Origin of the sequence: Ensifer sp. WSM1721 (genome assembly GCF_000513895.2) — a bacterium.
In the GTDB taxonomy this organism is placed as follows: Bacteria; Pseudomonadota; Alphaproteobacteria; order Rhizobiales; family Rhizobiaceae; genus Sinorhizobium.
Genome location: NZ_CP165782.1, coordinates 3,466,062 through 3,478,679, shown reverse-complemented (window position 1 = coordinate 3,478,679; position 12,618 = coordinate 3,466,062). Strand labels below are relative to the sequence as shown.

General features: G+C 62.9%; 8 protein-coding genes. 5 read left to right on the top strand and 3 right to left on the bottom strand.

Annotated features, from left to right (window positions below; all coding sequences use genetic code 11):
* Positions 1-50: 50 nt before the first annotated feature.
* Positions 51-482: a CHRD domain-containing protein gene (locus M728_RS16685; RefSeq protein WP_026622365.1), complete on the bottom strand. Its 432-nt coding sequence runs from the start codon at positions 480-482 to the stop codon at positions 51-53.
* A 261-nt stretch (positions 483-743) separates the two neighbouring features.
* Here M728_RS16685 and M728_RS16680 point away from each other — a divergent pair, with 261 nt between their 5' ends.
* Genes M728_RS16680 through M728_RS16670 form a run of 3 tightly spaced genes read left to right on the top strand, consistent with a single transcriptional unit; the run spans position 744 to position 5,800 of the window.
* Positions 744-1,964 (top strand): efflux RND transporter periplasmic adaptor subunit, encoded by a 1,221-nt coding sequence (locus M728_RS16680; RefSeq protein ID WP_026622364.1) that lies wholly within the window; start codon positions 744-746, stop codon positions 1,962-1,964.
* Between the two features lie 10 nt (positions 1,965-1,974).
* Positions 1,975-5,112, top strand: coding sequence for an efflux RND transporter permease subunit (locus M728_RS16675; protein ID WP_026622363.1), 3,138 nt, complete (start codon positions 1,975-1,977; stop codon positions 5,110-5,112).
* Between the two features lie 52 nt (positions 5,113-5,164).
* Positions 5,165-5,800: a TetR family transcriptional regulator gene (locus M728_RS16670; protein ID WP_026622362.1), complete on the top strand. Its 636-nt coding sequence runs from the start codon at positions 5,165-5,167 to the stop codon at positions 5,798-5,800.
* A gap of 37 nt (positions 5,801-5,837) precedes the next feature.
* Here M728_RS16670 and purU read toward each other — a convergent pair whose 3' ends face one another.
* Positions 5,838-6,692 carry a formyltetrahydrofolate deformylase gene (purU, locus tag M728_RS16665; RefSeq protein WP_026622361.1) on the bottom strand — a complete coding sequence of 285 codons (855 nt, stop codon included), beginning with the start codon at positions 6,690-6,692 and terminating at the stop codon, positions 5,838-5,840.
* A 235-nt stretch (positions 6,693-6,927) separates the two neighbouring features.
* Complete coding sequence (gene polA, locus M728_RS16660) at positions 6,928-9,939, bottom strand: DNA polymerase I (protein WP_026622360.1); 3,012 nt, start codon at positions 9,937-9,939, stop codon at positions 6,928-6,930.
* A 483-nt stretch (positions 9,940-10,422) separates the two neighbouring features.
* On the opposite strand from polA, the gene M728_RS16655 reads away from it, so the two are divergent.
* Together M728_RS16655 and M728_RS16650 are read left to right on the top strand one after the other, a co-directional pair.
* A complete protein-coding gene (locus tag M728_RS16655; RefSeq protein ID WP_026622359.1) occupies positions 10,423-10,866 on the top strand; it encodes a MarR family winged helix-turn-helix transcriptional regulator in 444 nt (147 codons plus the stop codon).
* Positions 10,867-10,964: 98 nt separating this feature from the next.
* Complete coding sequence (locus M728_RS16650; protein ID WP_026622358.1) at positions 10,965-12,356, top strand: M20/M25/M40 family metallo-hydrolase; 1,392 nt, start codon at positions 10,965-10,967, stop codon at positions 12,354-12,356.
* The last annotated feature ends 262 nt before the right edge of the window (positions 12,357-12,618 follow it).

Sequence of the window (12,618 nt, the reverse complement as noted above, 5' to 3'; positions counted from 1 at the left end):
GAGCCGTCGCGCCGCTGGCGCGCACAATGATCGAAGTGGCGCTGGCGCTGTTATTGTGCTTTTTCCACTTGCCCGCGGATCTCTCCGTCCGGGAACTTTTCCGTGTGGATGTTGAGATACCACCTTCCGGCTTGCAAATCCGCCAAGTGTTTCTCGGTGATTTCAGCGGATCCGGAAGCGAGCGCGTTCGAGACATCGACAACTGGGCCGGCATTTTCACTCGCGGCCGCCGGTCCATGAAAGTGCGCTGCCGTGGCTTCTCCGGACAAACCGCTGGAGTTCACCGTCCATGTCAATTTCTTCGTGTCAGTGTCGAAGGAAATGTTCGCCGTTCCGCGGCCGGCGCTGTCATTAGGCGGCACTTCGCTTGATCCCCTGAGGTCGGCCCTGAATTTCAATGTCTCAGCGAAACCGGGACTCGAAGCTAAGAAGACGGCTACGGCGATCCCGGCCAGGAGAGAATTGTTACGAATGGCTCTCATTAGGTATCCTCCCGAGCAGGTGTAGTGCAGATGGCCTTCAACTCCTCAGAACCAGCTTAGGTTCCGGTCAACACCTACAGCGTCGCGCCTCTTATCGCACCGTCGACGATCCGCTGTTGCACCACGGCGGAAATTAACATACATTGTTGTACGTATATTAGCTTTCCGGTATTTTAGCATCGCCAATACCGGGTCTGCTTCATCTCTCTTTTGGACCGCGCAGCGCTTGCCAGGCGCAGCGGCTGCGGACGGTCCTCCAATATGGACATCGCAATGCGAATGAACCGACCGATACTGGCCGCCTCGCTGGCAACCGTGATTTTTCTCGCCGGCTGCCAGAAAAACGAAGAACAGCAGGCCGCCCCCGCCTTCCCGCCGGCTCAGGTTGCCGTCTACACCACGACGGCGGCACCGTTGCCGATCACCAACGAACTGCCGGGCCGCATCACGCCGACCCGCATCGCCGAGGTCCGCCCGCGGGTTTCCGGCATCGTCGTCGAGCGGGTGTTCGAGCAGGGCTCCATGGTCAAGGAAGGCGACGTCCTCTACCGGATCGACCCGGCGCCCTTCCAGGTCAAGGTCGACAGCGCCGAAGCGACGCTGAAGCGCGCTCTCGCTGTGCGCGATCAGGCCAGACAGACCGCCGATCGGCAGTCGCGGCTGAAGGAGGCCCAGGTCGCCGCCGTGCAACAATACGACGACGCGATCGCGACGCTGGCGCAGGCCGAGGCGGAGGTCGGCATAGCCGAGGCCGGCCTCGCCGAGGCGAAGCTCAATCTTCAATATGCGAACGTCACCGCGCCGATCAGCGGCCGAATCGGCCGAGCGCTGATCACCGAAGGCGCGCTCGTCAGCACCAACGGCACGGAGAATCTTGCAACGATCCAGCAGCTCGACCCGATCTATGCCGACTTCACGCAGTCGGCGACCGACCTTATCCGCCTGCGCAGAGCGCTCGAGGACGGTCAACTGATGAGCGCCAAGGACGAGGCGGAGGTGCAACTGATTCTCGACGACGGTACGCCTTACGCGCTCAAGGGCAAGCTGCTCTTCTCCGAGGCTGCCGTCGACGAGACCACCGGCCAGGTGACGCTGCGCGGCGAGTTCCCGAACCCGAACAACGATCTGCTGCCGGGCATGTATGTGCGCGTCCAGATCCAGCAGGGGCTGGAGAAGGACGCGATCACCGTGCCGCAACAGGCGGTCCAGCGCAACAATGCCGGCCAGTCCCAGGTCTATGTCGTCTCCGCCGACAACAAGGTCGAATTCCGCAACGTCACGCTCGGGCGGACGGTCGGCGAACGCTGGCAGGTGACCTCCGGCCTCAAGGCCGGCGAGAAGGTGATCATTGAGGGGTTCCAGAAAGTCGGTCCCGGCGCGCCGGTCGTACCGACTGCATGGGATCCGAACGCCAAGCCCGCGACCGAACAGGCCAGCGCTTCGGCAGCCACCGGCGAAAAGCCCGCGACCGAAGTGAAGTGAGAGCCCTTCCATGCCCAGTTTCTTTATCGACAGGCCGATCTTTGCCTGGGTGGTGGCGATCTTCATCATGATCGCCGGCATCATCGCGATTCCGCTCCTGCCGGTTTCGCAATATCCGGACGTCGCGCCGCCGCAAATCTCGATCAACGCCACCTATCCCGGCGCCTCATCGCAGGATACCTATCAGAGCGTCACGCGCCTGATCGAGGATGAACTCAACGGCGTGGAGGATCTGCTTTACTTCGAATCGACGTCCAGCTCCTCCGGCTCGACCGAAATCAGCGCGACCTTTGCGCCGGGCACCGACCCGAGCCAGGCTTCGGTCGACATCCAGAACCGCGTACAGCGCGTCGAGCCGCGCCTGCCGGATTCGGTCAGGCAGCAGGGCGTGCAGGTGGACGAGGCCGGTTCCGGCTTCCTCCTGATCATCTCGCTCACCTCGACTGACGGTTCGATGGACGCGATCGGTCTCGGCGACTATCTGAGCCGTAACGTGCTCAGTGAAATCCAGCGTGTACCCGGCGTCGGCCGCGCGCAGCTCTTTGCGACCGAGCGCTCGATGCGCATCTGGCTCGATCCGGACAAGATGCTCGGGCTCAACCTGACGGCGGCCGACATCACGGCCGCGATCCAGGCGCAGAACGCGCAGATCGCCTCGGGCTCGATCGGCGCCCAGCCGAACCCGATCACCCAGCAGATCGCCGCTCCTGTGGTGATCAAGGGTCAGCTCTCCACCCCGGAAGAGTTCGGCGCCATCGTTCTTCGCGCCAATGCCGACGGTTCCGCCGTGCGGCTGCGCGACGTCGCCCGTGTCGAGATCGGCGGCGAGACCTACTCCTTCACGACGCGCCTCAACGGCAAGCCCTCGGCAGCCATCGCCGTCCAGCTCTCGCCGAGCGGCAATGCCATGTCGACCTCCGCCGCGATCAAGGCGCGCATGGACGAGCTCGCTGAGTTCTTCCCGCAGGGTCTCGAATATTCCATTCCCTACGACACCTCACCCTTCGTCAAGGTGTCGATCGAGAAGGTGCTGCATACGCTTGTCGAGGCTGTCGGTCTCGTCTTCGTCGTGATGTTCCTGTTCCTGCAGAACATCCGCTACACGATCATCCCGACGATCGTCGTGCCGGTCGCCCTTCTCGGCACCTGCGCGGTCATGCTGGCGATGGGTTTCTCGATTAACGTCTTGACGATGTTCGGCATGGTGCTGGCGATCGGCATCCTCGTCGACGACGCAATCATCGTCGTCGAGAACGTCGAGCGCATCATGTCGGAGGAGGGACTGACGCCGAAGGAGGCCACCCGCAAGGCGATGAAGCAGATTACCGGCGCGGTGATCGGCATCACGCTCGTGTTGGCGTCAGTGTTCATCCCGATGGCCTTCTTTCCGGGCGCCGTCGGCGTGATCTACCGTCAGTTCAGCCTGACCATGGTCGTGTCGATCCTCTTCTCGGCGCTGCTTGCGCTGTCGCTGACGCCCGCACTCTGCGCGACCTTCCTGAAGCAGGTTCCGAAGGGGCATCACCACGCCAAGCGCGGCTTCTTCGGTTGGTTCAACCGCAGCTTCGACCGCACGTCGCGCGGCTACACGGGCCTCGTCCGGGGCGTGGTCCATCGCACCGGCCGGTTCATGGTCATCTACCTGGCGCTGCTTGTCGGTCTCGGCTGGGCGTTCCTCCAGCTTCCTTCGTCCTTCCTACCGGACGAAGACCAGGGCTATGTCATCGTCATGATGCAGCTACCTTCGGAGGCGACCGGAAACCGCACGACGGAAGTGATCGAACAGGCGGAGAAGATCTTTGGTGAGGAGCCCGCAGTCGATCGTATCGTCGCGATCAACGGCTTCTCCTTCTTCGGCAGCGGCCAGAATGCCGGTCTCGCCTTCGTGACGCTGAAAGATTGGAGCGAGCGCGATGCCGACAACTCCGCCCAGTCGATCGCCGGCCGTGCGACGATGGCGATGAGCCAAATCAAGGACGCGATCAGCTTCGCTCTTTCGCCTCCGGCAATCCAGGGGCTCGGCACCACCGGCGGCTTCTCCTTCCGCCTGCAGGATCGCGGCGGCCTCGGCGAAGCAGCGCTTGCCCAGGCACGCGACCAGCTCCTCGGTCTCGCCTCGCAGAGCAAGGTTCTGACCGGTGTCCGCTTCGAGGGCATGCCCGATGCGGCACAGGTCAGCGTCATCATCGACCGCGAGAAGGCCAACACCTTCGGCGTGACCTTTGCCGACATCAACTCGACCATCTCGACCAATCTCGGCTCGTCCTATGTCAACGACTTCCCGAATGCCGGCCGCATGCAGCGCGTGACGGTGCAGGCGGACGAGACCAAGCGCATGCAGACGGCGGACCTCCTGAACCTCAACGTTCGCAACTCGAACGGCGGCATGGTTCCGCTCTCCGCCTTCGCGAGCATCGAGTGGGTCAAGGCGCCGACGCAAGCGGTAGGCTATAACGGTTACCCGGCGGTGCGCATCAGCGGCGAAGCGGCTCCCGGCTATTCCTCTGGCGATGCGATCGCCGAAATGGAACGGCTGGCGGGTGAGCTTCCCGCCGGCTTCGGTTACGAGTGGACCGGTCAGTCTCTGCAGGAAATCCAGTCGGGCTCGCAGGCGCCGCTGCTCATCGCGCTCTCCTGCCTGCTCGTCTTTCTGTGCCTGGCGGCGCTCTACGAGAGCTGGTCCATTCCGGTTTCGGTGATCATGGTTGTGCCGCTCGGCGTCATCGGCGCCGTGCTCGCGGTCATGATGCGCGACATGCCGAACGACGTCTACTTCAAGGTTGGCCTGATCGCGATCATCGGCCTCTCGGCGAAAAACGCCATCCTGATCATCGAGTTCGCCAAGGAACTCCGCGAACAGGGCAAGTCGTTGATCGACGCGACGCTGGAGGCCGCACATTTGCGCTTCCGGCCGATCCTGATGACTTCGCTCGCCTTCACCCTCGGCGTCTTGCCGCTGGCCGTGGCAACCGGAGCAAGCTCCGCGAGCCAGCGCGCCATAGGCACCGGCGTCATGGGCGGCATGATCTCGGCAACGGTGCTGGCTATCCTCTTCGTGCCGGTCTTCTTCGTGTTCATCATGAAAATCTTCGAACGGAGAAAGACGGACAAAACGGCCGCGGTCGAATCCATCAGCCCCGCCGAATAACGATCGATGACGGCCCGCCTTTACCGGCGGGCCGTTTTTCAAGGAGAATTGCATGCGCCGAACCAAGGCCGACGCCGAGGCAACACGAAAGAAGATCCTGAACGCCGCCGAGCGAATGTTCTACAGGAAAGGCGTCTCCAACACGACGCTCGAAGAGGTGGCAAAGGAAGCGGGTGTCACGCGCGGCGCCATCTACTGGCATTTCGCCAACAAGACCGATCTCTTCCTTGCCCTCTACGAGGCGGTGCCGCTACCGCAGGAAGACATGATCGCCCGCGAGATCGAGACCGAAGCCTTCGACACACTCTCCATCGTCGAGAGTGCCACCAGCGAGTGGCTGGCGACGCTGGCCGAGGACGAGCAGCGGCAGCGCATTCTCGCGATCATGCTGCGCTGCGACTACGACAACGACATGGCGGCCGTTCTCGAACGCCAAAGGGAAATCGACGAGCGCCACGACGCGACGCTCGAGCTTGCCTTTGCCCGTGCCCTCGAGCGGGGACAATTGCAGGAGAGCTGGACGCCGCCTTCCGCCGCGCGGGCGCTGCGCTGGATGATGATGGGGCTCTGCACCGAATGGCTGCTCTTCGGCCGCCGCTTCGATCTCGTGGCCGAGGGGCACGAGGCGCTCCGACGGCTTTTCGCCAGTTTCCGGCAGGTACCGGTGAAGAGTCTGGAGGCCAGCTAGAGGCGCAGCGAGTTATCCCCCGGATCGCCCCCGCACCTCAACTGAACACGACCGTCTTGTGGCCGTTCAGCATGACCCGGCTTTCGAGGTGCAGCTTGACGGCGCGCGCCAGCACGCGGCTCTCGATATCCCGCCCTGTCGCGACAAAGTCCTCCGCCGTCAAGGCGTGGCTGACGCGCTCCGTCTCCTGCTCAATGATCGGACCCTCGTCGAGGTCGGGCGTCACGTAGTGTGCCGTCGCGCCGATCAGCTTCACGCCGCGCTCATGCGCCTGGTGATAGGGTTTGGCGCCCTTGAAGCTCGGCAGGAAAGAATGGTGGATGTTGATCACTTTGCCATAGAGCCGCTTCGAGAGTCTGTCGGAGAGGACCTGCATGTAGCGGGCGAGGATGACGAGATCGGCGCCGGTCTCCTGGACCAGTTGCAGAAGCCTTTCCTCCTGTTCGGCCTTGTTTTCCTTCGAGACCGACCAACAGTGATAGGGAATCCCCTCGAGTTCCGCCGTGCGGCGGCTGTCCTCGTGGTTGGAGACGATCGCGACGACTTCGGCATTCAGCCAGCCGACCCGGATTTGGTAGAGGAGATGAAGAAGCGCATGATCGAATTTCGAGACCATGATGATGACCTTCGGCCGTCGAGCCGCCTCGATGAGCGCCGTGCGCATCTGGAACCGCTCGGCCGCAGGGCGCAGCACCCGCTCGACATCCTCGCGCTTCACGAGCTCGGGCGCATCGAAGGCGATGCGCATGAAGAAGGTGTTCGTGCCTCTGTCCCAGAACTGGTTGCTTTCGGCGATATTGGCGCCGAAGCCGGCAAGCTCCGTCGAGATGGCCGCCACGATGCCGGGCTTGTCTTCGCAGGACAGCACGAGGATGAAAGTGTTCGACGGCATGATCCGCTCCCGTAGAGAAAACTCCGGAAGGCGTTTGCCCTCCTCCACGGGCGATCCCTAAACGTGGACGCCGTGCGACTGCAACCGTTCTGTTCGCGACACGGCGCGCTTTCTATCATTGTGATGGGAGGGACGCCCAAGGCCGCCGCTTGATGCCGGCCTTGCAAGATTCACCGCAGCCGGGATGCAAGGAATTCTGATTGAATCCTTCAGTGTCAGGTCTTGCGCGCGCAGCCTAATGCGCTTCGTCCCAATTGTGCGCCGCGCGCGCGTCGACCTTCAGCGGCACCTTCATGCTTAGAGCCGGCATTGCCGCGTTCTCCATCACCGAGACGATCACCGGGACCGTGCGCTCGATCTCGCCCTCCTCGACCTCGAAGATCAGTTCGTCGTGGACCTGAAGCAGCATTCGAGCCGAAAGCTTCGCCCCCTCCAGCGCCGGCTCCATCCTGACCATGGCGCGGCGGATGATGTCGGCGGCCGAGCCCTGGATCGGCGCGTTGATCGCGGCGCGTTCGTTGAAGGCGCGGTGCGATGGATTGGAAGAGCGGATATCCGGATAATGGGCGCGGCGGCCGAAGATCGTCTCGACATAGCCGTGCTCGCGGGCAAAGGCCTTAGTATTCTCCATATAGTCACGGATGCCGGGGAAGCGCTCGAAATATCTTTTGATGTATTCGCCCGCCTCCGAGCGCTCGATCGAGAGCTGGTTGGCAAGACCGAAGGCGGAGATGCCGTAGATGATGCCGAAATTGATCGCCTTGGCGCGGCGGCGTATTTCGCCCGGCATGCCTTCCACAGGCACGCCGAACATTTCGGACGCCGTCATCGCGTGGATGTCGACGCCGTCGGCGAAAGCCTGGCGAAGTTGCGGAATATCGGCGACATGGGCCAGCACGCGAAGCTCGATCTGGCTGTAGTCCGCCGAAACCAGCTTGTGTCCCGGCGTCGTGACGAAGGCCGTGCGGATCTTGCGGCCCTCGGCGGTCCTTATCGGGATGTTCTGCAGGTTCGGATCTGCGGACGAAAGTCGCCCGGTGGTCGTTGCAGCCAGGGCAAAGCAGGTGTGAACGCGCTTCGTCTCGGGGTGCACGAAGCCCGGAAGCGCGTCGGTATAAGTGGATTTCAGCTTGGTGAGCTGCCGCCAGTCGACAATCTTGCGCGGCAGCTCGTGGCCGACAGCGGCAAGCTCCTCGAGCACCTGGGCGGAGGTCGACCATTGCCCGGTCTTCGTCTTCGAGCCGCCCGGCAAGCCCATCTTGCCGAACAGGATATCGCCGAGCTGCTTCGGCGAGCCGATGGTGAAGCTTTCGCCGGCGAGACGGTAGATCTCGTCTTCGAGCGCGGCCGCCCCCTGCGCCAGCTCTCCGGAGAGCCGCGATAGTATCTGCCGGTCGACGGTGATGCCGCGCTCCTCCATATGGGCAAGCACGGAGATAAGCGGCCTTTCGAGCCTTTCATAGACCCGCGTCAGCCCCTTGGCGGTAAGCTGCGGCCTCAGGACGTGCCAGAGCCTCAGCGTCACCTCCGCCCCCTCCGCCGCATAGATGGTCGCCTTGTCGATGTCGACGAAGTCGAAGCTGAGCGACGCCTTGCCGCTGCCGGCGATGTCCTTGTAGGGGATCGTCGTGTGGCCGAGCCAGCGTTCGGAGAGCAAGTCTATGCCATGGGCGCCGTTGCCGGCATCGATCACATAGGACATCAGCATCGTGTCGTCGAAGCTCTGCATGGTGATCCCATGCCGCTTCATCACGAGATAGCCGTATTTCATGTTCTGGGCGACCTTCAGTACGGAAGGATCCTCCAGCAACATCTTTAGCCGGCTCAAGGTATCGCGCACCGGCACCTGGTTTCCGACGAGACCGCCCCCCAGGAGATCGCCGACACCGTTCTTGTGAATGAGCGGGACGTAGGCTGCCCTGATCCTTCCGCCTGTGGGGTTGTCGCCGTAATCGGCGATCGCCAGCGAGAAGCCTACGATATCCGCGCGCATGGCGTCGAGCGACGTGGTCGCCGTGTCGAAGCCGACGAGACCGGCCTCTCGCGCGGCAGCGATCCAGCGATCGAGCGTCTCGATGTCGCGAATGGTGACGTAGGCCGTATGATCGAACGGTGCGGCGGCGAAGAGGGCGGCGCGCGCCTCGGCGAGCCCCTGAGGCGTCGCGCCGGTGACGTCGGCATCGCCTTTGCCGGTGAGGAACGAGATCGTGGATTTCGCTGCCCCGCCGCGTGCCGTCGTCTCGGCCAGGGCTCCGGCGGACGGGGCGGAGGCGGCCTCGCCCACGTCGAGGTCAGGCCCGTGCGCCTGGGCGCCCCATTCGATCGGCACGTGGGCCGGCTCGATGGCCTCCGCATCGGTATCCGTCGCCGCGGCGACGCGTCGTGTCAACGCGTTGAACTCCATCGTCTTCAAGAAGGCGATCAGCTTCGGGCCGTCTTGAGAATCGAGCCGCAAATCCTCGAGCGGCACATCCAGCGGCGTATTCTTATCCAGCTTCACCAGCTCGCGCGAGAGGCGCGCAAGATCGGCATTGGCGATGATCGCCTCCCGCCGCTTCTGCTGCTTGATCTCGCCCGCCCGCGCAAGCAGCGTGTCGAGGTCGCCGTACTCCTCGAGAAGCTGCGCTGCGGTTTTCGGCCCGATTCCGGGTATGCCCGGGACGTTGTCGGTCGAATCGCCGGTCATGGCCTGGAGGTCGATCATCTTTTCGGGCGGCACGCCCCATTTCTCGATCACGTCGGGAATGGTGATCTGCTTGTCCTTCATGCTGTCGTACATCGACACATTGGACGTGACCAACTGCATGAGGTCCTTGTCGGAGGAGACGATGGTGACGCCAGCACCCGCCTCCTCGGCAAGCCGCGCATAGGTGGCGATCAGGTCGTCAGCCTCATAGCCCTCCTTCTCGATGCAGGGCAGGTTGAAGGCGCGGGTCGCGTGGCGGATGAGGCCGAATTGCGGGATCAGATCTTCGGGCGGCGCGGTGCGGTTCGCCTTGTACTGATCGTAGAGCCCGTTGCGGAAGGTCTTCGAGGAATAGTCGAAGATCACCGCGAAATGCGTCGGCGTCACGCCGACGGAGGTGTCGCGCGCATCCGTCAGGAGCTTCCACAGCATGTTGCAGAAACCCGCCACCGCATTGACCGGCAGCCCGTCCGACTTGCGGTTGAGCGGCGGGATGGCATGGAACGCCCGGAAGATGAATCCGGAGCCGTCGACGAGGAAGAGATGATCACCGTTTTTCATGCGGCCATGGATAGCGCGGGGCAGCGCAAAGGTCCATTGCGGTTTTCCGGTCGGCGCCACAAAGTCCGCGGGTCGGACGCGCGATTCGACGGTATTCTAACCTGGAGCAGGTGGAAGCGGAGACACGGCAAACAAGGCCTTTAGCCTCACGGAAACGTTACACATTTGTAATGTGCGATTCAGTCGGGCAATCCTTGAAAAGCCACATTTGAATCCTCAAATCATATCGAGCGGCACTCAATGATGCCGTGTGTCTGGTGATTGGCCTGTCCCCCGCCCGCACCAGATGAGGACAAAGGCCTCATCCCCCTCTCCGGGCCTTTGTCCCGCTTTCAAAGAGCCGTCACGACGCCGCCTCCGCGCCGTGGCGGTTTTTTGTTGCCCGCGTTGCGGGACCTCAAATCCCTGTGAACCGGGCAAGCTCAGGCTTCATCGCAGGCTTTGTAACTTGTCTTCGTCCAGCTTCCCGCGTACCCATTGTGCATGGCCTTCAATCGTACGGAATCTGCGACCTACCTGGCCAGCCTGTTGGCAAGAAGCTTGGCGCGCGCCCTGCAGCAGCGGGGCCAGAAGCTCGGCTTTGCGCCGGGGCAATTCCCGATCTTGCTCGAACTGTGGTCTGAGGACGGGCTGACGCAGAAGCAGCTTCTCGACCGGCTCGACATCGAACAGGCGACGATGGCCAACACGCTTTCCCGGATGGAGCGAGACGGCCTCATTCTGCGCCGCAGGCATCCAAGCGACCGGCGCTCGCAGCAGATCTTCCTGACGGAACGAGCCCGCGAAATGGAGGCCGCAGCGAAGGAAGCGGCGGCAGCGGCGGAGCAATCGCTTTTCGCCGGCTTCCGCCGCTTCGAAAAGGAACTCATGCTCGAATATATGCGCATGGCGCTCGCCAATACGGCACGCGACGGCGAGGCTTCCTGATTTGCCAGCCAGACAATTTATCGTTGCATCAAAAGATTTCGCTTAAAGCGACCTGTTTTAGGCTCTAGTTTCGCCCGCGAAACCCACAAAGGATTCGCATGATGGCAGATATCACCCCGGTTATCGAGCGCGCCGACGCAAACCTCCCGAACAGTCTCGAGAGGCTCTTCGACCTCGTCCGCATCAAGTCCATTTCCACCGACCCGGCCTTCAAGGCGGAGTGCCGCAAGGCGGCCGAGTGGTTGGCGGCAGAGCTCGCCGCACTCGGCTTCGAAGCCTCGGTCCGCGACACGCCCGGCCACCCGATGGTGGTCGCCCATCACGAGGCCGAGAAGGCGAGCGCCCCGCACCTGCTCTTTTACGGCCATTACGATGTGCAGCCGATCGATCCTTTGAACCTCTGGGAGGCTCCGCCCTTCGAGCCCTCGATCAAGGAAATGGAGCCCGGACGCAAGGTCATCACCGGCCGCGGCACCTCCGATGACAAGGGCCAATTGATGACCTTCGTCGAGGCGGTGCGCGCCTATAAGGAGACCCGCGGCGCTCTTCCCTGCCGCATTACCATCCTCTTCGAGGGCGAGGAGGAATCCGGCTCGCCGTCGCTCAAACCCTTCCTCGAGGCCAATGCCGGCGAACTCAAGGCGGATTATGCACTGGTCTGCGATACCGGCATGTGGGACCGGGAAACGCCGGCGATCTCGGCCGGCTTGCGCGGGCTTGTCGGCGAGGAGATCATCGTCACCGCGGCGGACCGCGACCTACATTCCGGTCTTTTCGGCGGCGCGGCGGCAAACCCGATCCATATTCTAACCGATATCCTTGCCGGGCTCCACGACAAGACCGGCCGTGTGACGCTCGACGGTTTCTACGAAGGCGTCGAGGAGACCCCGGCCGAGATCAAGAAGAGCTGGGAGACGCTCGGCCGCACGGCAGAGAAATTCCTGGGCGAGGTCGGGCTCTCGATTCCTTCAGGTGAGAAGGGGCGTTCGCTGCTCGAACTGACCTGGGCGCGGCCCACCGCGGAGGTCAACGGCATCATCGGCGGCTATACCGGCGAAGGCTTCAAGACGGTCATTGCCGCACAGGCCTCGGCCAAAGTGTCGTTCCGCGTGGTCGGCAAGCAGGATCCGTTGAAGGTCCGCGAGAGCTTCCGCGCCTATGCCCGCTCAAAGATCCCGGCGGACTGCTCCGTCGAGTTCCATCCCCACGGCGCTTCGCCGGCTATTCACCTGCCCTATGATTCGGCGCTTTTGACCACGGCCAAGGCCGCACTTTCCAAGGAATGGCCGAAGCCCGCCGTCGTTATCGGCATGGGCGGCTCGATCCCGGTCGTCGGCGATTTCCAGAGAATGCTCGGCATGGAATCGCTGCTCGTCGGCTTCGGCCTTGCCGACGACCGCATCCATTCGCCCAACGAGAAATACGAGCTGCAGTCCTTCCACAAGGGCATCCGCTCGTGGATCCGCATCCTCGACGCCCTTGCCGCCTGACATCGCCGCAAGATCGTGGCGGAGCCACCCTCCGCCACAGGCGTGCTGAGTAAACACTTGAATTTGACGATGCCGCGGTGGCCATCGCGGCTTGACCTGCCGGCTGTGGGGTGCTTCCCTTTCTCAAAACAATCAGAATGGGAAGTGGGCTGTTGGCAAGGGCGAATACCGAGGCATCGCGTTTTCGACGCGATCCTTTCAATGCGCGGAAGAGGCGTGACCGCTCCGGCAGAACCCCGATGCCCCCGGCAGTCGTCGATCC

What these genes read in the sequence shown, in the direction of transcription:
- M728_RS16685 (WP_026622365.1), bottom strand. Translation starts at nt 482, where the DNA reads ATGAGAGCCATTCGTAACAATTCTCTCCTGGCCGGGATCGCCGTAGCC.
- M728_RS16680 (WP_026622364.1), top strand. Translation starts at nt 744, where the DNA reads ATGGACATCGCAATGCGAATGAACCGACCGATACTGGCCGCCTCGCTG.
- M728_RS16675 (WP_026622363.1), top strand. Translation starts at nt 1,975, where the DNA reads ATGCCCAGTTTCTTTATCGACAGGCCGATCTTTGCCTGGGTGGTGGCG.
- M728_RS16670 (WP_026622362.1), top strand. Translation starts at nt 5,165, where the DNA reads ATGCGCCGAACCAAGGCCGACGCCGAGGCAACACGAAAGAAGATCCTG.
- purU (WP_026622361.1), bottom strand. Translation starts at nt 6,692, where the DNA reads ATGCCGTCGAACACTTTCATCCTCGTGCTGTCCTGCGAAGACAAGCCC.
- polA (WP_026622360.1), bottom strand. Translation starts at nt 9,939, where the DNA reads ATGAAAAACGGTGATCATCTCTTCCTCGTCGACGGCTCCGGATTCATC.
- M728_RS16655 (WP_026622359.1), top strand. Translation starts at nt 10,423, where the DNA reads ATGGCCTTCAATCGTACGGAATCTGCGACCTACCTGGCCAGCCTGTTG.
- M728_RS16650 (WP_026622358.1), top strand. Translation starts at nt 10,965, where the DNA reads ATGATGGCAGATATCACCCCGGTTATCGAGCGCGCCGACGCAAACCTC.